Below are 25626 nucleotides of genomic sequence, written 5' to 3'. Positions count from 1 at the left end.
GGGCACGGGTCCCGGAGGACACAGGTCCGGCAGGACGCCACTCCGGATGGGCGCGGGTCCAGCAGGGGCAGCGTCCCCGGCGGGCGCGGGTCCGGCAAGGGCAGCGTCCCCGGCGGGCGCGGGTTCGGGCGGGTCGTCCGCGCCGGGCCCCCGCCGCGGCGGGAACCCCGGGGGCCGGGCGGCCGTTGTCCTGGCACCACCCCGGCGAGGTGGGGACGACGACATCAGGGCGGCAGGATGAGCGAGTTGGTCCCCGGCGGCAATCTGCCCCTCCCAGGCGGCGCGCTGGCCGTCCGGGTGCCCGGCCCCTTCGACGTGTGCGCCCTGGTGACGGACGACAGCGGCCAGGTCGGCGGTGACGCCGACTTCGTCTTCTACAACCAGCCGACGGCACCCGGGGCGGCGCTCCGGGGCGACACGCTCACCCTGGAGCCGGGTCGGCTGCGGGCCGGTGCCACCCGGGTGACGGTGGTGATCAGCGCCGCCGAGCCGGGCACCCCGCTGGCCCGGCTGCCCGCTCCCACGCTCCAGGTCACCGACCCACAGGGCCGTGTCCTCGCCCGGTTCGCCCCGCCCGCCCCGCGCCAGGAGACGGTTCTGCTGCTCGCGGAGGTCTACCGGCGGGGCCCGTCCTGGAAGCTCAGGGCGCTCGGCCAGGGCTATGCCGACGGCCTGGCGGGGCTGGCCCGGGACTTCGGGGTGGACGTCCTCGACGACACCCCCGCACCGAGATCCAGCAGCCCCACGTCGCCCACCCCGCTCGCCGACCCCGACGGCTTCCTGGCCCTCGTCAACCCGGCCCGGGCCGCCGCCGGTTCACCGCCCGTCGCGCTCGACGCCCGTCTGGCCTCGGCGGCCCGCGCGCATGCCGCCGCCATGGCCGCGGCCGGGCGGCTCGGGAGCGAGGGGCGGGACGGTGTCTCGCTGCACCAGCGGGTCACGGCCGCCGGATACCCGTACCTCGCCGTGGGTGAGCACCTGGTCTCCGGGCCGCGCACCCCCGCCGAGTTCGTCGACTACTGCCTGCGCACCGACCAGGCGAGCCGCACCCTGCGGGACCGGGCGTTCACCCACGTCGCCCTGGCGCAGGCGACGGACGCCCGCGGCGGCCTCACGTACTGGACCGCGCTGTGGGCGAGCCCCCTCACCGCGGACGGTCTGGCCCGTACGACCGCCGAGGTCGTGGAGCTCACCAACCGCGAGCGGACCCGGGCGGGGCTGCGGCCCCTCGCCGTCGACCCGCTGCTCACCGCCGCCGCGCAGGCGCACTGCGCGGACATGGTGGCGCGCGCCTTCTACGCGCACACCTCCCCGGAGGGCAGCCAGCCCTGGGACCGGGCGGCCGCCGCGGGCTCCACCCGGCGGACGATCGGCGAGAACATCGCCTGCGGCCAGCGCTCGGCCGCCGAGGTCGTGGAGGGCTGGATGAACAGCCCCGGCCACCGCGCCAACATCCTCAAGCCCGCCTTCACCCACATCGGCGTCGGCTACGCGGGCGGCGGCCCGTCGGGCACGTACTGGACCCAGCTCTTCGGCGCCTGACACCGAGGAGAAATCCCCCGTGCCGGTATCCGGTCGAAATGCGCCGTGGCCCCCGAGAGCGCTTTCGCCCGGAACACGATCAGACCGCTCCGATCTTGTTTACCCCTGGTTACATGCCCGGACGCCTCCCGGTAATTCTTTTCTCCGTACATATGACCGACATCCTTGAATGAAAGACAGGAATCCCACCGGACTCGTGGTCCTTTTGAACGCACCCCCACGCGTCCCCCGTACTTCTGGGAAAGGGAGAACACCGGGGGTTCAGCGAAGGATGAGCATGGTCAAGGCGCATGTCTCCACGCACGAGTTGGTCGCCGGAAGGTACCGGCTCCTCGACGTCGTACACCGCGAGACCAACCGGGTCAGCTGGTACGGCGAGGACGTGCAGGGAGCGCGGCCGTGCCTGGTCACCCGGATCGGTCTGCCGTCCGATCTGGGCGAGGAGGAGGCGAGCCAGGCCGCCGACCGGGTGATGCGGATGTCGGAGACGATGGCCCAGGTGTGCCCCGGCCGGATCGCCACGGTCGTCGACGCGACGGCGGAGGGCGGTTCCCTGTGGACGGTCACGGAGTGGATCGACGGTCTGCCGCTCGGTCAGCTCATGGACCAGAAGGGCCCCTTCGGCCCGGGCCGGGCGGCCACCATCGCCCTGCAGCTCCTCGACGTCCTGGAGGCGGCGCACGGCGAGGGCATCACGCACGGCGAACTGAGCCCGGGTCAGGTGTTCGTCAGGACCCGGGGCCCGCTCGTGGTGACCGGCTTCGGGCTGGCGGGCGCGACGCTCGTCCCGAGGCTGGCGGCACCCTCGTACGCCTCACCGGAGCAGGCCCGTGACGAGCGGATCGGCCCGGCGGCGGACCTGTGGGCGCTGGGCGCGATCCTCTACACGCTGCTCGAGGGGCGTCCGCCGTACCGGGACCGGGACCGGCCCGAGAGCACACTGCGGGGCGTGGACCGGCTGCCGCTGCGCACCCCGCTGCGGGCGGGCCCGCTCACCGCCACCGTGCAGGGCCTGCTGCGCAAGGACTCCCGGGAACGGCTGACCCGGACGACGGTCCGTCAGTCGCTCACCCGGGTGCTGGACGAGGACCCGCACGCCGTCCTGCCGACGCCCCGGCTGCGGCGGGCGTGTGCCGCGGCCCGGCACATCGGACCGCAGTGGAGCGGGCGGGCCATGGCCGCCGGAACGGCGCTGGCCGTCGTCACGGTCGCGGTCGCCGCGCTCGCCGTGACCCACCAGCTGCCCGGCAGCGAGGACACCTCGGCCGGTGGCGCGCAGGTCCAGCCGTCGGTGTCCAGCGCGCCTTCGGGGGAGGACGGCGAGGCGGGCGACAGAGCCACACCGGCGCCCAGCGCCTCCGCCGCGTCCTCCCGGTCCGCCACCCCGTCGGCCACCCCGTCGGCCACCCCGTCGTCCCCGCCGGCTTCCATCGACGCCTTCCCGGACGGTTTCCGGGTCTATCACGCACCGGAGGGCTTCTCCGTGGCCCTGCCCAAGGGGTGGAAACGCCTGGACACCCGCAAGCAGGGCGATGTGGCGTACCGGGTCACCTTCGGCGCGGACGGTGACCCGCGGACCCTCGCGGTGACCTACAGCACGCGGGCCGGAGCGGACCCGGTGGCCGTCTGGCGCGACGACGTGGAGCCGGGGCTGCGCGAGGAGACGGGTTTCCGGCGGATCGGCGACATCGAGGCGACGACGTACCAGGGGTACAAGGCCGCCGACATGGAGTGGGTCATGGACGTCGACGGCAAGCAGGTCCGCACCTTCGGGCGAGGGTTCCTGCTCGGCGGGCACCGCAGTTTCTCGCTGCGCTGGACGACCCCGGCCGCCGACTGGGACAAGGCCGCCAACCGGCGGGCCCTGGAGACGTTCCTCAAGACGTTCCGGCCGGACTCGGCCGGCTGAGCGGGCTCAGTCGCCCGGGCCGCGCGGGGCGCACAGGCCGCGCAGCGGGCCGGAACCCAGCGGTTCGGTGTCCCAACGCGCGGTGCAGGCGCGGTCGGTGAGCGAGCAGGTGACCCGGAGGTGGTGCGGGGTCTCCAGGAAGGCGATGTCCACGGCCAGGGTGACGCCGTCGGTCCAGCCTCCGCTCACGGCGGTGGGGAGCGGCTCCTCGGCCACCTGCCAGCCACCGGTCCCGAGGGCCAGTTCCAGCGGGTCGTCCCCTTGGACGAGGGTCAGGGTCCAGCCGTCCGTGCCCCGGGTGACCCGGACGGCGGTGAGCTCCGGCCCGCCGCCGCGCGGCGTGAACACGGCGTCCGCCCACTCCCCCGCCCGCTCGGGCGGCGCGGTCGCACCGGGCGCCGGGGGCAGCGCGAGCCGGCCGAGGCGCTCCGCGAGGGCCGCGTCGGCGTCCTCCCGGCCGGTCAGCGGCGCGGACCGGAACGCGGGCAGCAGATGCTCCCAGACCAGCGTGAGGTAGGCCTGCATGTCCTGGCTCGCCGAGGTCGCGGCGATCACGGCGTCGTACTCGGGCAGGACCAGGCAGAACTGGCCGTAGGCGCCGTCGCCGCGGTAGCCGTGCCGGGACCGCCAGAACTGGAAGCCGTAGCCGCGGTCCCAGTCCAGCCGGTCGGCCTCGGGCATCGGGCCGCCGGTCGGGATGTGCTCGCGGGTCGCCTCGGCGATCCATTCCTTCGGCAGCAGCGGCTCGCCGTCCCAGGCGCCCTCGTCCAGATGGAACTGGCCGAGCCGGGCGACGAGGTCGGTGGTGCCGTGCAGTCCGCTGAAGCCGAGTTCGCGGCCGGTGCCGTCGGTCAGCCAGCCGGTCGCGCCGGCGCCGAGCGGGTCGAGCAGGCGCGGACGCAGATACGCCGTGAGCGACCGGCCGGTGACGCGCTGCACGATCGCGGCGAGCGCGTAGGTGCAGGGCTGGTTGTACGCGAACACGGTTCCCGGGTCGCGGTCCGGCGGCAGCAGCAGGAAGCCCCGCAGCAGGTCGCCGGGGTCGAGCGCCTCCGCCCGCTCGTACGTCTCCTCCGTGTGCCCGCTGGCCATCGCCGCCACGTCCCGCACCCGCATCGCGCGGCTGCGCGGGTCGGTGATCTCCTCGTCGAGCTCCGGGAAGTACGAGATCACCGGGTCGTCCAGGCCCATCAGCCCCTCGGTGACGGCGAACCCGGCGGCGGTGGCGGTGAAGCTCTTGCTGAGCGAGTACAGCAGATGGAGCCGCTCGGGGGTGTACGGCCGCCACCAGCCGGAGGCGACCAGACGGCCGTGGCGCAGGATCATCAGACTGTGCGGTTCGATGAGCTCGGACGCCTCCACGGCGTCGAGGAAGGCGAGGACGCCGGTCGCGTCGACTCCTTGGGCGGACGGGGTGCCGGTGGGCAGGGGGCGCGCGGTCATCCCCGCATCCTTCCTGCGGACGCGGCGCCGATCGACCGGTTTTCCCGCCCGAGCCGCCGCATCCGGACTCCTTCGCCCAGTGGCAAACCCTCGTCAACAGGTGCATATAGGCTGCGGTTCTGCACGTACGTCCGTCCCGCCGCCACCCGAGGAGACCATCCGTGACCCTGGCGATCGACCTGCCCGAGACGTCCGCCGAGGACGGCCCCGCGCCGCTGTCCGACCTCGTGGCGCGTGACGCTCGGGAGTTCGGAGTCTACGCGCGCACCGGAGGCTGGACGTTCGCTCTGATGGTGGCGCGCAGTGTGCGGCCGGGCGGGCAGGGCGCGGACGAGACGCCGAAGGTGTCGGCGAAGGAGTTCGCGGGGCTGGCGGGCTGCTCGCCGGAGCGGGTGATGCGCTACTACAAGGCGTGGGACCGGGCCGCGGACGACGGGCTCGTCCCGCACTTCGAGGAGCTGACGCCGGGCCAGGACGTGGAGCTGCCGGACGCCGACGTCTGGCTCGCCTACTACGTCTCCCGCAACAGCGCCACCTCCGAGCGCGGCACCGCGATCAGCGAGGCCGCCGAGGCGGAGGGCATCCGGCCGACCAAGGCGCTGGAGGTCGCGGAGAACCCGACGGCCCTGCGCGCCGCGATCCTCGCCGACCCCTCCACGGCCCGCGCGGCCCGCACCGCGCTCCTGGACCGGATCAAGGAGGACCCGGAGCTGCAGTCCGCGCTGGCCCGGGACGTCGTGCGCACCGACGACCTGAAGAAGGCCGTGGCGACCGAGAGCCGCTCCGCCGACCGTATCGGGTACGTCCGCCAGATCGCCGAGTCCGGCCAGGTGAAGACGCCCGCGGGGCAGACCATCGACGCGCCGGTGGAGCTGCGCCGGGAGGCCGAGCGGCATCTGTCGCTGATCGACGAGCTGGACGAGGGCGAGGACGCCGGCGAGTGGGCGTCCGAGGCGTACGACACGATGAAGAACCTCGTCGTGGAGACCGTGGAGGCCGACCCCGAGCTGCGGGTCCAGGAGCGGCGCACCAAGTTCTACAGCAGCCTCCAGAGGGCGACGAAGGTGTTCGAGGAGCTGACCTTCGACGACGCCCAGGAGTTCTACGAGGACGACATGGTGCAGCAGTTGGAGGAGCTCCAGCAGGCGATCGGCTCCTGCATCGCGTCGCTGCGCGGGGCGCGCGGAACCGCCGGGCCGGCCGCGTAGCCGTACCGCGTCTCACCTCGACGTGTACCGGTAGCGGGCCCACAGCGGCAGGCCGAACCAGCACAGCAGGTACCAGGCGACCACGGCGACGACCAGCTGGACGACGTGGTCGCCGTGGGTCGCGACGCGCAGGATCAGCAGCAGGGCGCAGGCCATGGTGGCGAGGAGCAGCAGCAGGCCGACGAAGGTCAGCCGGGAGGCCCAGGCCACGGCCTGCGGTTTGATGCGCCGGCCGGAGACCAGCCGGTGCAGGGACACGGGTCCGATCAGGGCGCCGGTGGCGCAGGCGCCGAGGACGACCGTGGTGATGTAGACGGCCTGGTCGGTGTCGTTGAGGGTGGTGTACTTCGGGGTGAACGCCACGGTGAGCAGGAATCCGAACAGGATCTGGACGCCGGTCTGGGCGACGCGGACCTCCTGGATGAGGTCGCTCCACATCCGGTCGGCCCGCTCGTCCTCGGTCTCGTCACGGCCGTCGCGCCGCTCTGCCGGGTCCATGCGGCCCGGGTAACCCGGGCCGCCGATCTGCAAACGGACCTGCGGGAGGTCGCTACCAGCGGGTCTCGACCTGCGCCTTGATCCGCCGGTCGTACAGGTCCCGGATCGCCGTCAGGGTCTCCTCGGACAGCTCGGGCAGCCGGGCGGCCTCCGCGTTGGCGCGGGCCTGCTCGGGCGAGCGGGCGCCGGGAATGACCGTGGTCACGCCGGGCTGCTGGACGATCCAGCGCAGGGCGAGCTGGGCCGGGGTGTATCCCTCGGGTGCGAGGGCGGCGAACTGGGCGGCGGCCTCGACGCCGGTGGTGTAGTCGACGCCGGAGAAGGTCTCGCCCTGGTCGAAGGCCTCACCGTGGCGGTTGTAGGTGCGGTGGTCGTTCTCGGGGAAGACCGTGTCCTTGGTGTACTTGCCCGACAGCAGACCGGAGGCGAGCGGGACGCGCGCGATGATGCCGACGCCGGCCTCCCGGGCCGCGGGGAGCACCTCGTGGAGGGGCTTCATGCGGAACGGGTTGAGGATGATCTGGACGCTGGCCACGCCGGGGCGGGCGAGGGCGGTGAGCGCCTCGGCGGCGGTCTCCACGCTGACGCCGTAGTGGGCGATGCGCTCCTCCTCGACGAGGGTGTCGAGGGCGTCGAAGACCTCGTCGCTGGAGTAGACGGGGGTGGGCGGGCAGTGCAGCTGCACCAGGTCGAGGCGGTCGACGCCGAGGTTGCGGCGGGAGCGGTCGTTCCAGGCGCGGAAGTTGTCCAGGACGTAGTTCTCCGGGATCTGTTCGACCCGGCGGCCCATCTTGGTGGCGACCAGCACATGCAGATCGGGGCGGCTGCCGAGGAAGGTGGCGATGGTCTGCTCGCTGCGGCCGTCCCCGTAGACGTCGGCGGTGTCGAAGAAGGTCACCCCCGACTCGGCCGCCGTCTCCAGCACCGTGAGGGCTTCCTTGTCGTCGACGTCTCCCCAGTCGGCGCCCAGTTGCCAGGTGCCGAGACCGACGACGGACGCATGCTGACCTGACCTGCCGAATTCGCGCTCTTCCATGGTGTCAGTCTGTCATCCGTCCCGGCCCGCCGCGGAATCGACGGCTCCGGCCCGATGCCGGGAGCGCGCCCTACGGGGTCAGCTGGGCCTGGACCGTCGGGCCGTAGCGGTCGACGATGTCCTCCACCGGCATCGCGCGCAGGGCCTCGCCCCGGGCGATGCCGAACATCACGCCCAGGCCGAGGAGGGTGGCGAGGGCGAGTTCGGCGCGCTGCCGCGGATCGGGGCCGCCGAGGCGGGCGGCGAGGCGTTCGGTGACCTGGGTGCGGAAGTTGGCGCGCAGCACGTCTCCGTGGTCGCCGTGCAGCGGCGCGAAGGCGATGCGCAGGACGGGGTCGGCGCCACGCTCGCGCTGGCCGACCACGACATGGCGGACCATGTGCCGGCCCAGGTCCTCCACCGGGGCGTCCAGGAGTGCGGCGGCGTCCTCCTCGAAGGACATCACCCGGGCGAAGAGGGCGTCCTTGTTGCCGAAGTACTTCAGGACCAGCGGCGGGCTCACCCCGGCCCGTTCCGCGACGGCCTTGAGGGTGATGTCCGCGTGGGCGTGGCGGGCGAGGAGGTGACGGGCGGCCCGCAGGATGGCCGCCTTGGTCGCCTCGGCGTCTCGGCGGGCGGGGGCGGGAGAGCCACCCGCGGTCGCAGGATTACCGGGTGTGGTGTTCACGGCACTCATGCTCCCTCCATCGCCCCGTCGCCGGTGGCGGGGCTGCGGTCGCGGGCCGGGCCGGTGGCCTCGCACCGGGGGTCGGGCCCGGACTCGGACTCGGACTCGGGCTCGGGGTCGGGCTCGGTGTCGGGCTCGGTGTCGCCGGGGATGGTCAGGGCCACCGCGCAGGCCGCCAGGGCGATCGCGCCCGCCAGGGCGAAGGCCAGCAGATAGCCGTGCAGGGTGGGCACCGGGGCGCCCCCGACGAGGCTGGTGTGGTGGACGAGGACGGCGGCGACGGCGGCGCTGGAGACGGCCTGTCCGATGGTGCGCATGAGGACGTTGACGCCGTTCGCCGAGGCGGTCTGGCCGGCCGGCACGGCGTGCAGGATCAGCGCGGGCAGCGCGGAGTAGGCGAGGGTGGTGCCGGTGGCCACGACCGCCGCCCCCACCATGATCATCCACAGGTCGCGGCTGTCGGCGATGCGCACGGCGTATCCGGCGGCGATGACGGCGGCGCCCAGCGCGAGGGTGACGCGCGGGCCCCTGGCGGCGGAGATCCGTGCGGAGAGGGGGGAGAACAGCAGCATGGTGACGCCGCCGGGCAGCAGGCACAGCCCGGTCTGGACGATGGAGAGCCCGAGCCCGTAGCCGCTGGCCCTGGGCGCCTGCACCAGCTGGGCGGTCACGAGGGAGTTGGCGTAGAACGCGAAGCCGGTCAGCAGCGCCGCCACATGGGAGAGCCCGACCCGGGGCCGGGACACCAGCCGCAGATCCACCAGCGGCCGTTCGGCGCGCAGTTGCCGCCACCACCACAGGGCGAGCACCACGACGGCCGTGAGGAAGAGGCCGACGACCCTGGCGCTGCCCCAGCCCCACTGGCCGCCCTGGGACACGGCGAGGAGCAGACAGACCAGCCCGGCGGCCAGCCCGAGCGCGCCCGGCACGTCGAACCGGCCGGGCTCGCGCACGGGCGACTCCGGCACCGCCCACCGGATCAACGCGACGCCGGTGGCGCCGAGGGCGGCGGTGACCCAGAACATGGTGTGCCAGTCGGCGTACTGGATGACCATGGCCGCCGCCGGCAGACCGAGCGCGGCGCCGATGCCGACGGTGGAGCTCATCAGCGCGATCGCGGAGCCCCGGCGCTCCGCGGGGAGTTCGTCGCGCAGGATGCTGATGGACAGCGGTACGACGGAGGATGCGGCGCCCTGGAGGGCGCGGGCCGCGATGAGCACGCCGATCTGGGAGGTCAGCGCGCAGATCACCGAGCCGGCGGCCATCAGGGTGAAGGACAGCAGCAGGACGCGCCGCTTGCCGTACATGTCACCGGCGCGGCCGAGGACCGGGGTGAGGACGGCGCCGGAGAGCAGGGCGGCGGTCACCATCCAGGAGACGGCGGCGGGTGAGGCGCCGGTCAGCCGGGGCAGGTCGGGCAGGAGGGGGACGACGACGGTCTGCATGACCGCCATCAGAATCCCGCAGTACGCCAGGACCGGGATCGCGAGCCGAGCCCTCGGGCCTGCGGCGTCATCCCTGGTCGGGGCGGGTATCGGGACGGGCGACGCCATGGACACTCCCGCGGCCGGCACAGTGGAGAAGAATGGGTGAATGTGAATTCACCGTAGCAGTGAATTCACATTCACCCAAGCGGGTGCAGCCTCTCCGGAGGGCCGCTGGTCGCTACTTGCGGGCCGCCTGGGCCCTGGTGTGGGCGCTGCGGGCGATCTTCGGGCCGAGCCAGCGCTTGAGGCGGCGCAGGGCGTCGAGCTGTCCGGCGGCGCGGTCGAGGCGGTAGTAGAGCTGGGGCGGGACATACGGCAGCAGCGGCGAGTGGCGCTGGCCGAGCAGGGCGAACATGCGCTCCGGGGGAAGGTCGATGTACCGGGCGAGGTTCTCGTACCACTGGGCGCTGAGGCGGGCGGCGCTCTGCTGCGGCAGCAGGGCGGTGCGGCGTTCGTGTTCGTAGCGGGCGAGGGCCTGCGGGAGGCCGTCGCCCCCGGCGAGCGCGTCGGCGAGGGCGAGGGAGTCCTCCAGGGCGAGGGTGGTGCCGGCGCCGATGGAGTAGTGGGTGGTGTGGGCGGCGTCGCCGAGGAGGACCAGGTTGTCGCGGTACCAGGTGCGGTTGGTGAGGGTGCGGAAGGTCAGCCACGGGGAGCTGCCGTCGGCGGTGGCCCGGCCGATCAGGGGGTGGCCGTCGAGGATGTGCGCGAAGAGCTTCTCCAACTGGACCAGGCCGTCGGTCTCGCTCGCCCGGTCCAGGCCGAGCCCGGCGCAGGTCTCGGGGGCGCACTCGATGACACAGGTGCTCTGCGCGGTGCTGAAGGGGTAGCCGTAGCACCAGATCCAGCCGTGTTCGGTCTCCACGAAGGCGAAGGTGAAGGAGTCGAAGACCTTGCTGGTGCCGAGCCAGACGTAGGAGTTGCGGCCGGGTGCGAGCTCGGCGCCGAAGTGGTCGGCATAGCGGGTCCGCAGCGCGCTGTGGACGCCGTCACCGGCCACGACCAGGTCCGCCTCCGGCAGGTCGTCGGCCGTGACCGCGCACTCGAATTCCAGCCGTACGCCGAGTGCGCGGGCGCGTTCGGCGAGGATCTCCAGGAGTTTGTGGCGGCCGATGCCGTGGCCCTCGTCCCCGGGCTGACGGGTCGACAGGTCCCGTACATGGGCGACGCCCTGGTTCCACACGACGGAGTGCTCCTCGATCGCGCGGGCCGACTCGGGGTCGCGGGCGCGGAGCTTGTCGAGGAGTCCCTGCCAGTAGGTGACGCCCCAGCCGTACGTCGAGCCCTCCGGGTTGCGCTCGAGGACGGTGACGTCGTGGGACGGGTCCTGCAGTTTGAGCAGGATGGAGAGATACAGGCCGGCGGGCCCGCCGCCGACACAGGCGACCTTCACGCATACCCCTTGGAATGACCAGACGTGATCGATTGACGACGCAGGGTAGCAGTGCGCGGCCCCCTTCCGGGGCGCGCCCTCTCTTGCTTTCCGCCACTTTCTCCACGTGAGCCGCACCACGGCCGCCATGTCCGCGCGCGAAAGATCACCGGAAGGAGGGGCTCCAAGGAAAGGAATTGCCCCTTCCGCCCCCACTCCGGCCCCCACCCCGCCAAGATCATCTTGGTTCAAGATTGCACGACATGTGAGTGATTGTCCGGATCACGGCCAACCGGTCCCGAACGATTTCACCCGCCCCCGATGTCCTCGATAGGCATGCCGGGTCGGCACCCGAACGCACCTCAGGAGATTCCGCATGCCCGACCTCAGCCGCCGTCGCGCCCTCACCGCCGCGGCCGCCCTCGCCGGCGCCACGGCGCTCGCCGTCCCCGCGGCCCGTGCGAGCGACCCCACGCACGACCACGGCGCATCCCACGGCTCCCACGACTCCCCCGCCGCCTTCGACGAGATCTACAAGGGCCGCCGGATACAGGGCCGGCCGTCCTCCGGGGGCGGGCATCACCACGGCGCCGGCTACACCGTGTCCGTGGACGGCGTCGAACTGCACGTGATGCGCAACGCCGACGGCACCTGGATCAGCGTCGTCAGCCACTACGACCCGGTGTCCACCCCGCGGGCCGCCGCCCGTGCCGCGGTCGACGAGCTCCAGGGCGCCCGGCTGCTGCCCTTCCCCGCGTCGCCTGCCAACTGACCTTTCCGCAAGCCTTTTTGGAGCACCCGCAGATGACCGTCCGAAAGAATCAGGCGTCCCTGACCGCCGACGAGAAGCGGCGTTTCGTCGCCGCCGTCCTCGAACTCAAGGGCAGCGGCCGCTACGACGACTTCGTCACCACGCACAACGCGTTCATCCTCGGCGACACCGACGACGGCGAGCGCACGGGCCACCGTTCGCCGTCCTTCCTGCCGTGGCACCGCCGATTCCTGCTGGAGTTCGAGCGGGCACTGCAGTCGGTGGACGCGTCGGTGGCGCTGCCGTACTGGGACTGGTCCACCGACCGCTCACCGCGTTCCTCGCTGTGGGCGCCGGACTTCCTCGGCGGTACCGGGCGCAGCCGGGACGGGCAGGTGATGGACGGGCCGTTCGCCGCGTCGGCCGGGAAGTGGCCGGTCAACGTCCGGGTGGACGGCCGTACTTATCTGCGCCGGTCGCTCGGCACGAACGTGCGCGAGCTGCCGACGCGGGCCGAGGTCGACTCGGTGCTGGCGATGGCGACGTACGACATGGCGCCCTGGAACAGCGCCTCCGACGGCTTCCGCAACCATCTGGAGGGATGGCGCGGGGTCAATCTGCACAACCGGGTCCATGTGTGGGTCGGCGGGCAGATGGCGACCGGGGTCTCCCCCAACGATCCGGTGTTCTGGCTGCACCACGCCTACATCGACAGGCTGTGGGCCGAGTGGCAGCGCCGGCACCCGGGGTCGGCGTACGTACCGGGCGGCGGGACGCCGAACGTGGTGGATCTGAACGAGACCATGAAGCCCTGGAACGACACGACCCCGGCGGCCCTGCTCGACCACACCCCGTACTACACGTTCGACGCCTGAGACGCCTGAGACGCCTGATCAGGCCTCGGCCGTGCGGCACTCGGGGTGGCCCCAGCCCTGGGCGTTCTTGGCGATCTGCTCGCCGGCCGCGTAGCCCCGGCCGCACACACAGCGGCCGGGGAACTTGGCCTTGATCGTGCGGGCGGACGAGCCGTTGCCGGAGGCCGGACCGCCGCTCCGGCGGGGCGACCTGGCCCCGCCGGAGCGGGCCTGCTTCGGGGTGTCGGGGGACGGCGGCGGCTCCGGGGAGCCCTGCTCACTGCCCGCCGCCCGCTGGACGCTGGCCGCCTGGCTGGCGGCGCGGTCGGCGAAGTCGTTGAGCGGGTCGCCGTCGACCTGGTGGGCGGGGACGTAACGGAACTCCACCGAGCGCCCGTCGAGCAGTTCGTCGATGCGGACGACGAGTTCCTGGTTGGCGACCGGCTTGCCGGCCGAGGTCTTCCAGCCGTTGCGCTTCCAGCCGGGCAGCCAGGTGGTGACGGCCTTCATGGCGTACTGCGAGTCCATCCGCACCTCGAGCGGCACACCCGGGTCGGTCGAGGCCAGCAGGCGTTCCAGCGCGGTGAGTTCGGCGACGTTGTTGGTGGCCCTGCCGAGCGGGCCCGCCTCCCAGCGGGCCGGGCTCTCCGCGTCGTCGGCGACCACCCATGCCCAGCCGGCCGGTCCCGGGTTCCCCTTCGAAGCCCCGTCGCACGCGGCCACCACACGTTCACGCATGGGCACGATCATGCCATGGCCGGGCGCGGGTCCCGTCAGACCGGCCTGGTCTTCGGCAGCTCACCCTCGGTGGTGGTGAGGTCGATCACCGAGAAGTTCGCGCCCTGCGGGTCGCTGAGGGCCGCGAACCTCCCGAAGGGGCTGCTCATCGGGCCGAAACGCAGGACGCCGCCCAGCTTGGTCGCCTTCGCCACCGCCTCGTCGCAGTCGCCGACGATGAAGTACACGTTGACGTAGGACGGCACCTCGGGCGGGAAGTCGTCCGTCATCCGCATCCGGCCGAGGACCGTGGTGTCGCCGACGTTGAACATGCGGAAGTCGACGTTGTCGTCCTCGATCTGCTGGGCGGTGTACGGGAAGACGGAGGAGAAGAAGGTGTCCGCCCGGTCGGGCTCACGGGTGAAGACCTCGGCCCAGCCGTAGGCGCCGGGGACGGCCTCGGCCTCGAAGCCCTCGTGGGTCCCCGCCTGCCAGACGCCGAACACCGCGCCGCTGGGCTCCCGCGCCAGGCACATCGTGCCGAAGTCGCCGACCTGCATCGGTTCCATCAGCACCTCGCCGTGGTGCGCGCGGATCTTGGCCGCCGTCGCCTCCGCGTCCGGGGAGGCGAAGTACAGACACCACTGCGACTGGCCCTCCTGGCCGGGCATCGGCGGGACGACGGCGGCGACCGCCTTGCCGTCGACATAGGCCTGGGTGTAGTTGCCGTACTCCGACGACGACTCGCCGAAGGTCCAGCCGAGGACCTCGCCGTAGAAGGTCTTGGCGCCCTCGACGTCGGTGAACATCGCGTCGGCCCAGCACGGGGTTCCCTCTGGTTGTACGGCCATGTCGACGGCCCTTCCGATGAGACGACTCTGTCCGGATCAACACGCTAGTCACCCGGTCGTCGGCCCGCGCGCCGAACGCCCCCGTCCGTCCCACACTGGGAGAGGACGGTCCGGCGGCAGGACGGGGCGGGTCATGACGGACGGGACGATGGGCGCGTGGTCGGTGGCCGAGCCGGGGCCCGTGACCGGGGCACCGCTGCGGCTGGTGCGCAGGCCGGTGCCGGTGCCCGGCGACGACGAGCTGCTGGTGCGGGTGCGGGTCTGCGGGGTGTGCCGGACCGATCTGCATGTCACCGAGGGTGATCTGCCGGTACGGCGGCCCGGGGTGACGCCCGGGCACGAGGTGGTCGGGGTGGTGGCGGGGCGGGGTGCCGCGGTGACCGGGTTCGCCCCGGGCGACCGGGTGGGCGTGGCCTGGCTGCGGCGCACCTGCGGGATGTGCGCGTACTGCGCCCGGGGCGCCGAGAACCTGTGCCCGGGGTCGGAGTACACGGGCTGGGACGCCGACGGCGGCTACGCCGAGTACACGACCGTACCGGCCGCGTTCGCCCATCCGCTGCCGGACGAGGTGGACGAGGTGGCGCTCGCGCCGCTGCTGTGCGCGGGCATCATCGGCTACCGGGCGCTGCGGCGGACCGCACTGCCGCCGGGCGGGCGGCTCGGACTGTACGGCTTCGGGGGCAGCGCGCATCTGTGCGCACAGGTGGCGCTCGCCCAGGGCGCGCGGGTGCACGTCCTGACCCGGGGAGCCGCGGCGCGACGGCTGGCGCTGGAGCTGGGGGCGGCCTCGGCGCGGGACGCCCACGAGGCGCCTCCGGAACCGCTGGACGGGGCGATCCTCTTCGCGCCGGTCGGCGAACTGGTGCCGGGGGCGCTGCGGGCACTGGACCGGGGCGGGGTGTTGGCCGTCGCCGGGATCCATCTCAGCGACGTACCGCCGCTGCGCTACGAGAGCGAGCTGTTCTACGAGAAGCAGCTACGCAGCGTCACCTCCAACACCCGTACCGACGCGCGGGAGTTCCTGACCCTGGCGGCGCGGCTCGGCGTCCGGGCGACGACACACACGTATCCCCTGTCACGGGCCCCGCAGGCGCTGCGGGATCTCGCCGCAGGTCAGTTCGACGGCGCAGCCGTTCTGGTGAACGATCTCTCCCAACCCTCATGATCGCGGCGCGTGGGAGTGCTCGGCCCCTCTCCTGGCGCACTTGAGGCGCCTTCTCCACCATCCGCCCCGCTGTGCACCCATAGCACCCGCAACCGCCCCTTTCGCGCCGTACCCCTCTGTCACGGAGGGTGTTTGGCTGGTGCCTGCGGATCTTCGAAACCGATCTTCGCGACCCGTCCGCCCCGCTCCGCGCACCAGCTTTCTGGAGAGAATGTGTCCACACCGGACAGTGCCACCGCTTCCGCCCTCGACGAATCCCCCTTCGAGCCGTCGGCCGACGGGCAGCTCACCAGCCTCGGCACCCGGGCGGCCCGCCAGCTCGCCACCACCCACAAGTCCGAACCGCAGATGCAGGCGATCAGTTCGCGCTGGCTGCTGCGCATGCTGCCGTGGGTGGACGTGAAGGGCGGCACCTACCGGGTCAACCGGCGTCTTCAACTGTCCGTCGGGCGGGGCCGGGTGCAGTTCGAGCACAACGGCGCCGACGACGTCCGGGTCCTCCCGGACACCCTCACCGAGCTGCGCGTGCTGCGCGGCTACTCCGACAACGGGGCCCTGGCCGAGCTGGCGTCCCGCTTCCAGACCCGTGAGGTCCGGCCCGGGCAGGTGATCTTCGAGGCGGGTCAGCCGGTCACCGAGACCTATCTCGTGGTGCACGGCCGGTTCACCCGCTACACCGCCGGAAAGTACGGCGAGGAGGAGATCGTCGGGGTCGTCTCCGGCGGCGACCAGCTCGGCGAGGAGGCCATCGGACAGGACGACCCGCTGTGGCTGTCCTCGGTGCGCGCGGAGACCTCGGGTGTGCTGCTGGTGCTGCCGGGGGACGTGCTGCGGGAGTTCCTCGGCCGGGTGCCCTCGCTCGCCGCGCACCTCGAGGCGTACGCCGAGCAGCAGCGGCGGCCGATGAACCGCAAGGGCGAGGCGGAGCAGCCGCTCCAGGCCGGCCACACCGGCGAGCCGACGATCGGCGCGGGTTACGTCGACTACGAGCTCTCGCCGCGCGAGTACGAGCTGTCGCTGACCCAGACCGTGCTGAAGGTGCACACCCGGGTCGCCGATCTCTACAACAACCCGATGGACCAGACCCAGCAGCAGTTGCGGCTCACGGTCGAGGAGATCCGGGAGCGCCAGGAGTGGGAGCTGGTGAACAACCGGGAGTTCGGGCTGCTGCACAACGTCGACTACGGGCAGCGGGTCAGCACCTTCACCGGGCCGCCGACCCCGGACGACATGGACGAGCTGCTGTCGATGCGGCGCAAGACCAAGCTGTTCCTCGCCCATCCCAAGGCGATCGCGGCGTTCTTCCGGCAGTGCAACCGGCGCGGTCTGGTGCCGGGCACGGCGACCGTGGAGGGGCATGAGATCCCGGCCTGGCGCGGGGTGCCGATCTTCCCGTGCAACAAGATCCCGATCAGCGAGCAGCACACCAGCAGCATCATCGCGCTGCGCACGGGCGAGGCAGACCAGGGTGTGGTGGGCCTGTACCAGACGGGTATCCCGGACGAGTTCCAGCCCGGGCTGAACGTGCGGTTCATGGGGATCGACGCCAACTCGATCATCCGGTACCTGGTCACCGCGTACTACTCGATGGCGCTGCTGGTGCCGGACGCGGCGGGCATCCTGGAGAACGTCCAGATCGGCCGGACGGCCGAGTGACGGCGGGGAGTGTGCGGCCGGGCGGTGCGGGGGGCGGGCTGCCCGGTCCGCCGAACCTCGCCGCGAGCCTCGCGGCCCGGCACAGCGGTGCGATCCCGGGGCTGCGCCACCGGGAGGTCGCCCCCGCCGATCCGCAGAAGGCGGCGGAGGTCGACCGCCGGCTGGAGGAGTGGGCCCGCGGCCTGGATCTGTTCCCGACGGCGTGGAACGGCGACTTCACGGGGTTCCAGTTCGGCCGGGCGGTGGTGCTCCAGCATCCGGGCGCCGCCGATCTGGACCGGCTCACGGCGGCCGGCAAGCTGCTGCTGGCGGAGAACGTCGTGGACAGCTGCTACTGCGAGGAGGACGAGGGCCGGGGCGGTTCCCGCACCGGTCTGGCCGGCCGGCTGATCCTGGCGCAGTCGGCACTGGATCCCTTCCACGGGCCGCCCGCGCACCAGGAGGAGTGGACGCAGGGCATGCAGGCCGACGGTCCGCTGCGCTCGTACTTCTGGGCGCTGAAGGAGTACGCGGCCCTCGCCACGCCCAGCCAGACCGACCGGTTCGTGCACGACATGGCGCGGCTGCACCTGGGCTACCTCGGCGAGGCGGCCTGGATGGAGACCGGGTACCGGCCGAAGGTCTGGGAGTACCTGGTGATGCGGCAGTTCAACAACTTCCGGCCGTGTCTGTCGATCGTCGACGCGGTCGACGGCTACGAACTGCCCGAGCAGCTCTACGCCCGTCCGGAGATCCAGCGGGTCACGGCGCTCGCCTGCAACGCCACCACGATCGTGAACGACCTGTACTCCTTCACCAAGGAGCTGGCGTCCGATCCCAGCCATCTCAATCTGCCGCAGGTCGTGGCCGCCAACGACCGGTGCGGGCTGAAGGCCGCCTATCTGAAGTCGGTCGGCCTCCACAACGAGATCATGGAGGCGTTCGAGTCGGAGTCGGCGGTGCTCGCCGCGACCTCACCGCTCGTCGAGCGCTATCTCCAGGGTCTGTCGGACTGGGTGGCCGGCAACCACGAGTGGCACGCCACCAACACCCACCGCTACTCGCTGCCCAACTACTGGTGAACAGCCAGCTTCTGACTTTCCGTCACGTAACGCACCTGAGCATCACCATCACAAGGAGTCACCGTTGACCATGACCCCCGAGGCGCTCACCGAGGCCCTGCCGCTGCCGGCCCAGTCCGTCTACCAGAACCGGATCGCGGACTACTGGAACGCGGAGGAGAACCCGGTCAACCTCGAACTGGGCCGGATCGACGATCTCTACCACCATCACTACGGCGTCGGCGACGCCGACCGGTCGGTGCTCGACGAGCCCGATCCCGAGCTGCGCAAGGAGCGGATCACCACCGAACTGCACCGGCTGGAGCACGCCCAGGCGGAGCTCCTCGCCTCCCGGCTCGGCCCGCTCACCCCGTCCGACCGGGTCTTCGACGCCGGCTGCGGGCGCGGCGGCGGCAGTGTCACGGCCAATCTGCGCTACGGCTGCCACGCGGACGGGGTGACGATCTCCGCCAAGCAGGCCGCGTTCGCCAACGAGCAGGCCCGCAAGCGGGGCATCGGCGACAAGGTGCGCTACCACCACCGCAACATGCTGGACACGGGCCTGGAGACCGGTGCGTACGCGGCCTCGTGGAACAACGAGTCGAGCATGTACGTCGAGCTGGACCTGCTGTTCGCCGAGCACGCCCGGGTGCTGCGCCGCGGCGGCCGCTATGTCGTGATCACCGGCTGCTACAACGACACCTACGGGCAGGCCTCGCGCGAGGTGTCGCTCATCAACGCGCACTACATCTGCGACATCCACCCCCGCTCGCGCTACTTCCGGGCGATGGCGGACAACCGGCTGGTGCCGGTCCATGTGGAGGACCTCACCGCGACGGCCATCCCGTACTGGGAGCTGCGCCGGCAGGCCGACCACCTGGTCACGGGCATCGAGGACACGTTCCTGACCGCCTACAAGAACGGCAGTTTCCAGTATCTGATGATCGTGGCCGACCGGGTCTGAGCCGCCGGGTGCGTACCGTGCCGTCCAATTTCGTTGGACGGCACGGGTGTTGATCCGTTGCAATGGCCGCATGTGTGCCCAGAGGATGCGCCCCGACGAGGTCGATCTCGACGACCCGCTGGTGGGCCGGCTGATCGCCGCCCAGTTCCCGCAATGGGCGGGGCTGCCCGTGCGGCGGCTGCCGTCCTCCGGGACGGAGAACGCGATGTTCCGGCTGGGCACCGACAAGGTGGTCCGGCTTCCCCGGTATCCCGGCGCGGTGGAGAGCGTGGCGCACGAGCAGCGCTGGCTGGCCCGGCTGGGCCCGGGTCTGCGGGTCGCCGCGCCGGTGCCGCTGGCTCAGGGCGTCCCGGGCGAGGGCTTCCCCTGGCCGTGGTCCGTCTACCGCTGGCTGGAGGGCCGTAATCCGGTCGCGGGGGCCGTCGAGGAGCCCGAGCCGCTGGCGGCGGACCTGGGGGCGTTCATCGCGGGGCTGCGCGAGGTCGACGTCCAGGACGGGCCGCCGAACCACCGGGGTGTGCCGCTGGGCGAGCGGGACGCGTTCACCCGTGACGCCCTCGCGCAGCTGCGGGGGCGGATCGACACCGACGCGGTCACCGCCCTGTGGGAGGAGGCGCTGCGGGTGCCGGGACGGACCGCGCCGGGGGTGTGGGCGCACGGGGATCTCTCGCCCGGGAACGTGCTGGTCGCGCAGGGGCGGCTGACGGCCGTGATCGACTTCGGGAGTGTGGGGGTGGGCGATCCGGCCGTCGACCTCATCCCGGCCTGGAACCTGCTGCCCGCCTCGGCCCGCGGTACGTTCCGGGAGGCGGTGGGCGCGGACGACGACGAGTGGGCGCGCGGCCGGGGCTGGGCCCTGTCGATCTCGCTGATCCAGCTGCCCTACTACTGGGAGACCAACCCGGCGCTGGCGGAGAACTCCCGGCATGTGATCAGGGAGATCCTCGCGGAGGCCCGGGCCGGGTAGCGCGCCCTCGCCGTCCGGCCACCGCCGTTACCCGCCGGCGTAGGCCCTGCGCAGTTCCGCGATGTCGAGCTTGCCCATGGAGAGCATGGCCTTCGTGGCCCGGGCGGCCTTCTCCTGGTCGGGGTCGGTGATCATGGCGGTGAGCTCGGTCGGGACGACCTGCCAGGACACGCCGTACTTGTCCTTCAGCCAGCCGCACGGCCCGGGCTCGCCGCCGCCCTCGGTGAGCTTGGCCCAGTAGTGGTCGACCTCGTCCTGGTCGGCGCAGTCGATCTGGAAGGAGATCGCCTCGCTGAACGTGAACTCGGGGCCACCGTTGATGGCGATGAACTTCTGGCCGTTGGCGGTGAATTCCACCGTGACCACGGTTCCGGCGGGACCGGGTCCGGCCTCGGTGTAGCGGGTCACCCGCCCGACGGCGGAGTTGTCGAAGATCGACACGTAGTGGTGGGCGGCCTCCTCGGCCTGGCCGTCGAACCAGAGACACGTGGTGAATCCGTCGGTGGTCATGAGGTCCCTCCTGAGGCGTGGAACGCGGTCATCAGTGTCGACCGGGGGACGCCCGGGAACTCATCGGTCGGGCCGGAAACCATCCGGATGGCGGCGGATCCACGGAACTGGCATCCGGTCCCATGACGTCATCGACCGCCGACAGCGGTATCCGGCCCTTCCGCCTCGACATCCCGCAACGCGACCTCGACGATCTGCACGACCGGCTCGACCGCACCCGTTGGCCGGAGGGGCTGCCCGCCACCGGCTGGGCCTACGGCGTGCCGGGTGACTATCTGCGCGACCTGGCCCGGTACTGGCGCGAGGAGTACGACTGGCGAGCGGCGGAGGCACGGCTGAACGAGTGGCCGCAGTTCACCACCACGGTCGACGGCACACAGCTCCACTTCGCGCACGTGCGCTCCCCCGAACCGGACGCGACCCCGCTGGTCCTCACCCATGGCTGGCCCGGCTCGATCGTGGAGTTCCTGGACGTGGTGGGACCGCTCGCCGATCCGGCGGCGCACGGCGGCGACCCGTCCGACGCCTTCCATGTCGTCGTACCGGGGGATCCCGTGGTTCGGACTGTCCGGGCCGGTCACCGGCGCGGGCTGGGAGGCGGGCCGGGTCGCGGACGCCTGGGCCGAGCTGATGACCCGGCTGGGCTACGAGCGGTTCGGGGCGCAGGGCGGCGACTGGGGAGCGGCGATCTCCCGCGAGCTGGGCCGCGCCCACACCGGCCGGGTGATCGGGGTGCACCTGAACCTGCTGCCGGGGGCCCAGGCCACCCGGGAGCCCACGCCCGAGGAACTGGAGGCGATGAGCCCCGGGGAGCGGGAGCGCGCGCGGGAGTCCTGGCGCCGCTGGGCGGCGTTCTCGGCGGAGGGCATCGGCTACGCCGTCCAGCAGGCAACCCGTCCGCAGACCCTGGCGTACGCCCTGACCGATTCACCGGTGGGGCAACTCGCCTGGATCGTCGAGAAGTTCCGCGAGTGGACGGACGCGCGGGAGCTGCCGGAGGAGGCGGTCGACCGGGATCGGCTGCTCACCAACGTGATGCTGTACTGGCTGACGGGGACGGCCGGTTCGTCCGCGCGGATCTACTACGAGCGCCAGCACGCGGCGTCCGGCCGGAGGGCCGCTCCGCACGAGCCGTCCGCCGCGCCGACGGCGCTCGCGCTGTTCCCGGCGGAACCGCAGGTCCCGCTGCGGGCCCGGGCGGAGCGGACGGAGAACCTGGTGCGCTGGACGGAGTTCGACCGGGGCGGCCACTTCGCCGCGGTGGAGGAGCCCGATCTGCTGGTGGACGACGTGCGCGCGTTCTTCCGGCAGCTGCGCGAGAAGGGCTGAGCCGGGGGCCCGTGGGGGCTCTGCCGTCGGCGGATCTGCCGCGGGCAGAGAAACCGGCCGCGGGCGTGGTCCGGGGCCGACAGTGAAGGCGACGGCATCCCCGCGACCACGAGGAGAACCGATGCCTGAACCGACCACGCTCGCCCCACGGGCCGAGGACGGCGACACCCCGTCCACCCGGTTCGACGACCATCTCGCCGCCCAGCTCCTCGCCCAGCGGATCGTGCTGCTGGGCACCCAGGTCGACGAGGTGTCGGCGAACCGGGTCTGCGCCCAGCTGCTGATCCTCTCGGCGGAGGATCCGCACACCGACATCGCGCTGTTCATCAACAGCCCGGGCGGCTCGGTGCACGCCGGGCTGGCCGTCTACGACACCATGCGGCTCATCCCGAACGACGTCTCGACGCTCGCCCTGGGCTTCGCGGCCAGCATGGGCCAGTTCCTGCTGAGTGTGGGCGCGCCCGGCAAGCGGTACGCGCTGCCGAACGCCCGCGTGATGATGCACCAGCCGTCGGCCGGCATCGGCGGCACCACGGCCGACATCGAGATCCAGGCGGAGAACCACGAGTTCACCAAGCGGACCATCGAGCGGCTGACCGCCGAGCACACCGGCCAGACGCCGGAGACGATCGCGCGGGACGGCGACCGCGACCGCTGGTTCACGGCCGAACAGGCCAGGGAGTACGGCATCGTGGACCGGGTGGTGGACTCGTTCACCGAGGTCCGACCGGCCCCGGCGCGGCGACGGATGGGACTGTGACATGGGGAGCTACACGATTCCGCACGTGGTCGAGCGCACCGCGCAGGGCGAGCGGTCCTCCGATGTGTTCAGCCGGCTGCTGTCGGAGCGGATCATCTTCCTCGGCACCGAGATCGACGACGGGGTGGCCAATGTCGTCATCGCGCAACTCCTCCATCTGGAGTCGGCGGCCCCGGAGCAGGAGATCTCGCTCTACCTCAACTCCCCCGGCGGCTCGTTCACCTCACTGATGGCGATCTACGACACGATGACGTTCGTCCGGGCGCCGATCTCCACGTTCTGTGTTGGCCAGGCGGCCTCGACGGCGGCCGTGCTGCTGGCGGGCGGGGATCCGGGCCGCCGGTTCGTGCTGGAGCACGCGCGTGTGCTGCTCGGCCAGCCGGCCAGCGGCGGCCGTCAGGGCACGGTCTCGGATCTGGCGCTCCAGGCCAGGGAGATGGTCCGCATCCGCGCCCAGGTGGAGGAGGTGCTCGCCCGGCACACCGGTCACGGTCCCGCCGTCCTGCGCGCGGACATGGACCGCGACAAGGTGTTCACCGCACGGGAGGCGGTGGCGTACGGGCTGGCCGACGAGGTGCTGAGCCGGCGCCTCGTCGGCGTCTGATCCCCCGTCAGGCGACCAGGCAGAGGCCGTCGTACGAGGAGGTCGTCGTCGTACGCCCGTGCCGGGCGGGTCGGTCGAGCCGGACCAGTTCGCCCTGGGCCCTGGCCAGCAGGTCGCCCAGGCTCAGGCCGAGGGCGTGGGCGGCGGCCGCGAGGACCTCGGAGGAGGCCTCCTTGCGGCCGCGCTCCACCTCCGACAGATAGGGCATGGAGATCCGGGCCGCGTCGGCGACGTCCTTCAACGTGCGTTCCTGGGACTGGCGTTCGCTGCGCAGGACGTCTCCGACGAGGTCGCGCCAGAGCGGCTCCCGGGGCGCGGACCGCTCGGGGGCCGGGCGTCCGGCGGGCGGGCGCAGGGGAATCACACGGGCTCGGTTCGGCGCTTGATCGGTCACCGCACCAGCCTAGGAGCCGGGAGCGCGACAGGAAGGGGTTCGGGTTCCGCCCTCGGTGGAATCGGGCGCCTGCGGTCACGGGCCGGACGAATAGGAGGACTGCTGCTGGAGGCTGCCGCCGTCGGTGGGCTGCTGGGTCATGGAGACGGCCGCCGCGCCGGCCAGGGCGGTGGCGACGGCGGTCGCGGCGGCCAGGACGGTGGCGACGGCGGTCGCGGCGGCCACGACGACGGCGGTGACCGGCGCGGTCAGCGAGGCCCAGGAACGGAAGGAGCGCACCAGCCGCCACTGCACCCCCGCCCGCGCCACCGGGCGCCACTCGACCGCCCGCTCCCGCGGCCCGTCCTGGGTCACCTCGGGTGCCGTCAGCCGGCGGTCCGTGCCGCCGTCGGTGCGCAGGCCCTCCCCCGCCGCATAGCGGACGTCACCGGCGAGCCGGTCGTCGAGGCGGGCGGCGCCGGCCGCGGCGCGGCCCTCCCTGATCGCCGTCAGAAGGGGGTCACCGGGGCGCAGGAGGAGGGTGTGCCGGACCGTGGCCCGCCAGGTGCCGGAGCCGACGGTGAAGTCGGCGCGGGTGGTGAGGGTGCGGGGCGGATGCGGGGCGCGGACGTCCTGCTCCCGGTCCGCCGGTTCCGCGGAAGGTCCGCCGGCCCTGGTGCCGGTCCCCGTCCCGTCGTGACCGAGGCGGCCGGCGCAGAGGTGCACGGCGGCGACGCAGACCAGCGCCAGCAGCCCCGCGAGGAACCACCGCGCCCACGCCCGGTACGGGCCCCGCTCCCCCGACGCGTTCATCCGCCACTCCCCCGTGTACGTGCCGTGAATGGAGCGCCGGCGCGGACACTCGGGGAGAGTGCTGTCACGAACGGGTACGGAGCGTGGCGGAGGACGTCGTTCCCCTCGGTACGCATGTCCCGGCGAAGTCGGGGTACCCGCCCCGTGAGCGGGTCGGGCAGTTGCGCGTCCGCTCACATGACGAGAACAGAACACGTCGAACCGTGACTTCGTGGGGAGAGGTAATGCACACCGCCGTGATCGGGTCGGAGGGCAAGGTCGTCGAGGACACCGCCGGGACCAGCACGGGTGGAGCATCGTTGCCGGGAGTCGAGGACCCGCGGAGCGTGGCTCCGCGCGACGCACGGGAGCTGTCCCGCCAGTTCTTCAAGCGGCTGACCGAACTCGAAGAGGGCACGCACGACTACCAGTACGCCCGCAACACGCTCATCGAGATGAACATGTCCCTGGTGCGGTTCGCGGCCGGACGGTTCCGCGGTCGCGGGGACGACATGGAGGACATCGTCCAGACCGGGATGATCGGGCTGATCAAGGCCATCGACCGGTTCGAGATCTCCCGCGAGGTGGAGTTCACGTCGTTCGCCCTGCCGTACATCGTCGGGGAGATCAAGCGGTTCTTCCGGGACACCACCTGGGCGGTGCACGTGCCGCGGCGGCTCCAGGAGCTGCGGGTGGAACTGGCCAAGGCGCGCGACGAACTGGCCGGCCGGCTCGACCGGGAGCCCACCGTGGCGGAGCTGGCCACGCTGATGAACCTGCCGGAGAACGAGGTGGTCGAGGCGCAGATCGCCGCCAACGGCTACAACTCCTCCTCGCTCGACGCCGCGCTCACCGGCGACGGCCCGGAGAACGGCGAGTCGGTCCTCGCGGACTTCATCGGCGTGGAGGAGGACGGGCTGCGGCTGGTCGAGGACTTCCAGTCGCTCGCCCCGCTCATGGCCGAGCTCGGCGAACGCGACCGGCGGATCCTGCATCTGCGGTTCGTGGAGGAGGCCACCCAGGCGGAGATCGGCGAGCAGCTCGGCTGCTCCCAGATGCATGTGTCCCGGCTGATCAAGCGGATCATCACGCGGTTGCGCGAGGGCATGCTGGGCGAGCTGGGCTGCGCCTGAG

The 25626-nt window shown here is 72.3% G+C and carries 24 protein-coding genes and 1 pseudogene; 14 read left to right on the top strand and 11 right to left on the bottom strand.

Annotated elements, in window-relative coordinates:
• The first annotated feature begins 237 nt into the window (after nucleotides 1–237).
• Entirely contained in the window at nucleotides 238–1542 is a 1305-nt protein-coding gene (locus AQJ64_RS23940) for a CAP domain-containing protein (protein ID WP_059202964.1), read from the top strand.
• A gap of 271 nt (nucleotides 1543–1813) precedes the next feature.
• Nucleotides 1814–3451, top strand: a complete 1638-nt coding sequence (locus AQJ64_RS23935) for a serine/threonine protein kinase (protein WP_055633861.1) — start codon at nucleotides 1814–1816, stop codon at nucleotides 3449–3451.
• A 6-nt stretch (nucleotides 3452–3457) separates the two neighbouring features.
• Here the strand turns inward: AQJ64_RS23935 and AQJ64_RS23930 are convergent, their stop codons facing one another.
• Nucleotides 3458–4894: a serine hydrolase domain-containing protein gene (locus AQJ64_RS23930; protein ID WP_055633862.1), complete on the bottom strand. Its 1437-nt coding sequence runs from the start codon at nucleotides 4892–4894 to the stop codon at nucleotides 3458–3460.
• Nucleotides 4895–5055: 161 nt separating this feature from the next.
• Between AQJ64_RS23930 and AQJ64_RS23925 the strand changes: the two genes are divergently transcribed.
• A complete protein-coding gene (locus AQJ64_RS23925) occupies nucleotides 5056–6102 on the top strand; it encodes a hypothetical protein (RefSeq protein ID WP_055633863.1) in 1047 nt (348 codons plus the stop codon).
• Between the two features lie 12 nt (nucleotides 6103–6114).
• Here the strand turns inward: AQJ64_RS23925 and AQJ64_RS23920 are convergent, their stop codons facing one another.
• From AQJ64_RS23920 to AQJ64_RS23900, 5 genes are all read right to left on the bottom strand, one after another.
• A complete protein-coding gene (locus tag AQJ64_RS23920; RefSeq protein WP_055633868.1) occupies nucleotides 6115–6600 on the bottom strand; it encodes a DUF6328 family protein in 486 nt (161 codons plus the stop codon).
• Nucleotides 6601–6652: 52 nt separating this feature from the next.
• Nucleotides 6653–7636 (bottom strand): aldo/keto reductase, encoded by a 984-nt coding sequence (locus AQJ64_RS23915; protein WP_055633864.1) that lies wholly within the window; start codon nucleotides 7634–7636, stop codon nucleotides 6653–6655.
• Nucleotides 7637–7706: 70 nt separating this feature from the next.
• Complete coding sequence (locus AQJ64_RS23910; protein WP_055633865.1) at nucleotides 7707–8312, bottom strand: TetR/AcrR family transcriptional regulator; 606 nt, start codon at nucleotides 8310–8312, stop codon at nucleotides 7707–7709.
• Complete coding sequence (locus AQJ64_RS23905; protein WP_055633866.1) at nucleotides 8309–9856, bottom strand: MFS transporter; 1548 nt, start codon at nucleotides 9854–9856, stop codon at nucleotides 8309–8311. The genes AQJ64_RS23910 and AQJ64_RS23905 overlap by 4 nt, the downstream gene beginning before the upstream one ends.
• 112 nt (nucleotides 9857–9968) lie before the next feature.
• Nucleotides 9969–11180, bottom strand: a complete 1212-nt coding sequence (locus AQJ64_RS23900) for an FAD-dependent monooxygenase (protein WP_059202963.1) — start codon at nucleotides 11178–11180, stop codon at nucleotides 9969–9971.
• Nucleotides 11181–11535: 355 nt separating this feature from the next.
• Here AQJ64_RS23900 and melC1 point away from each other — a divergent pair, with 355 nt between their 5' ends.
• Both melC1 and melC2 read left to right on the top strand, forming a co-directional pair.
• Nucleotides 11536–11931 (top strand): apotyrosinase chaperone MelC1, encoded by a 396-nt coding sequence (gene melC1, locus AQJ64_RS23895; protein WP_055636077.1) that lies wholly within the window; start codon nucleotides 11536–11538, stop codon nucleotides 11929–11931.
• 32 nt (nucleotides 11932–11963) lie between these two features.
• Complete coding sequence (gene melC2 / locus AQJ64_RS23890) at nucleotides 11964–12785, top strand: tyrosinase MelC2 (protein WP_055636076.1); 822 nt, start codon at nucleotides 11964–11966, stop codon at nucleotides 12783–12785.
• Nucleotides 12786–12803: 18 nt separating this feature from the next.
• Here the strand turns inward: melC2 and AQJ64_RS23885 are convergent, their stop codons facing one another.
• On the bottom strand, nucleotides 12804–13514 hold the full coding sequence (locus AQJ64_RS23885) for a ribonuclease H family protein (protein WP_055636075.1): 711 nt from the start codon (nucleotides 13512–13514) through the stop codon (nucleotides 12804–12806).
• A 23-nt stretch (nucleotides 13515–13537) separates the two neighbouring features.
• The gene (locus AQJ64_RS23880; protein ID WP_055636074.1) at nucleotides 13538–14332 is read right to left on the bottom strand and encodes a VOC family protein; all 795 of its coding nucleotides are present in this window, start codon (nucleotides 14330–14332) and stop codon (nucleotides 13538–13540) included.
• A gap of 148 nt (nucleotides 14333–14480) precedes the next feature.
• Between AQJ64_RS23880 and AQJ64_RS23875 the strand changes: the two genes are divergently transcribed.
• The 5 genes from AQJ64_RS23875 (at nucleotide 14481) to AQJ64_RS23855 (ending at nucleotide 20124) form a co-directional block, all read left to right on the top strand.
• Complete coding sequence (locus tag AQJ64_RS23875; protein ID WP_206189788.1) at nucleotides 14481–15497, top strand: zinc-binding alcohol dehydrogenase family protein; 1017 nt, start codon at nucleotides 14481–14483, stop codon at nucleotides 15495–15497.
• Between the two features lie 213 nt (nucleotides 15498–15710).
• A complete protein-coding gene (locus AQJ64_RS23870) occupies nucleotides 15711–17153 on the top strand; it encodes a family 2B encapsulin nanocompartment shell protein (RefSeq protein WP_055636072.1) in 1443 nt (480 codons plus the stop codon).
• Nucleotides 17150–18214 carry a family 2 encapsulin nanocompartment cargo protein terpene cyclase gene (locus AQJ64_RS23865; protein WP_240512769.1) on the top strand — a complete coding sequence of 355 codons (1065 nt, stop codon included), beginning with the start codon at nucleotides 17150–17152 and terminating at the stop codon, nucleotides 18212–18214. The genes AQJ64_RS23870 and AQJ64_RS23865 overlap by 4 nt, the downstream gene beginning before the upstream one ends.
• A 70-nt stretch (nucleotides 18215–18284) precedes the next feature.
• The gene (locus AQJ64_RS23860; RefSeq protein ID WP_206189787.1) at nucleotides 18285–19157 is read left to right on the top strand and encodes a geranyl diphosphate 2-C-methyltransferase; all 873 of its coding nucleotides are present in this window, start codon (nucleotides 18285–18287) and stop codon (nucleotides 19155–19157) included.
• A 70-nt stretch (nucleotides 19158–19227) separates the two neighbouring features.
• A complete protein-coding gene (locus AQJ64_RS23855; RefSeq protein ID WP_055636069.1) occupies nucleotides 19228–20124 on the top strand; it encodes an aminoglycoside phosphotransferase family protein in 897 nt (298 codons plus the stop codon).
• A 27-nt stretch (nucleotides 20125–20151) separates the two neighbouring features.
• Here AQJ64_RS23855 and AQJ64_RS23850 read toward each other — a convergent pair whose 3' ends face one another.
• On the bottom strand, nucleotides 20152–20634 hold the full coding sequence (locus tag AQJ64_RS23850; RefSeq protein ID WP_055636068.1) for a VOC family protein: 483 nt from the start codon (nucleotides 20632–20634) through the stop codon (nucleotides 20152–20154).
• Nucleotides 20635–20756: 122 nt separating this feature from the next.
• Here AQJ64_RS23850 and AQJ64_RS23845 point away from each other — a divergent pair.
• The 3 genes and pseudogenes from AQJ64_RS23845 to AQJ64_RS23835 all read left to right on the top strand — a co-directional run bounded on the left by AQJ64_RS23845 (nucleotide 20757) and on the right by AQJ64_RS23835 (nucleotide 23327).
• Nucleotides 20757–21963: pseudogene (locus AQJ64_RS23845) on the top strand (epoxide hydrolase family protein).
• 121 nt (nucleotides 21964–22084) lie between these two features.
• Nucleotides 22085–22723 (top strand): ATP-dependent Clp protease proteolytic subunit, encoded by a 639-nt coding sequence (locus AQJ64_RS23840; protein WP_055636067.1) that lies wholly within the window; start codon nucleotides 22085–22087, stop codon nucleotides 22721–22723.
• A 1-nt stretch (nucleotide 22724) separates the two neighbouring features.
• Nucleotides 22725–23327, top strand: a complete 603-nt coding sequence (locus AQJ64_RS23835; RefSeq protein WP_055636066.1) for a ClpP family protease — start codon at nucleotides 22725–22727, stop codon at nucleotides 23325–23327.
• A 7-nt stretch (nucleotides 23328–23334) separates the two neighbouring features.
• Here AQJ64_RS23835 and AQJ64_RS23830 read toward each other — a convergent pair whose 3' ends face one another.
• Nucleotides 23335–23721, bottom strand: coding sequence for a helix-turn-helix domain-containing protein (locus tag AQJ64_RS23830; protein ID WP_055636065.1), 387 nt, complete (start codon nucleotides 23719–23721; stop codon nucleotides 23335–23337).
• A gap of 75 nt (nucleotides 23722–23796) precedes the next feature.
• On the bottom strand, nucleotides 23797–24513 hold the full coding sequence (locus AQJ64_RS23825) for a hypothetical protein (RefSeq protein ID WP_055636064.1): 717 nt from the start codon (nucleotides 24511–24513) through the stop codon (nucleotides 23797–23799).
• Nucleotides 24514–24737: 224 nt separating this feature from the next.
• On the opposite strand from AQJ64_RS23825, the gene AQJ64_RS23820 reads away from it, so the two are divergent.
• Nucleotides 24738–25625: an RNA polymerase sigma factor SigF gene (locus tag AQJ64_RS23820; protein WP_055636063.1), complete on the top strand. Its 888-nt coding sequence runs from the start codon at nucleotides 24738–24740 to the stop codon at nucleotides 25623–25625.
• Nucleotide 25626 lies beyond the last annotated feature (1 nt).

Source organism: Streptomyces griseoruber (genome assembly GCF_001514205.1).
Taxonomy (GTDB): Bacteria; Actinomycetota; Actinomycetes; order Streptomycetales; family Streptomycetaceae; genus Streptomyces; species Streptomyces griseoruber.
Note: the sequence above shows the minus strand (reverse complement) of the source record. Positions and strands in the feature narration are given on the sequence as shown.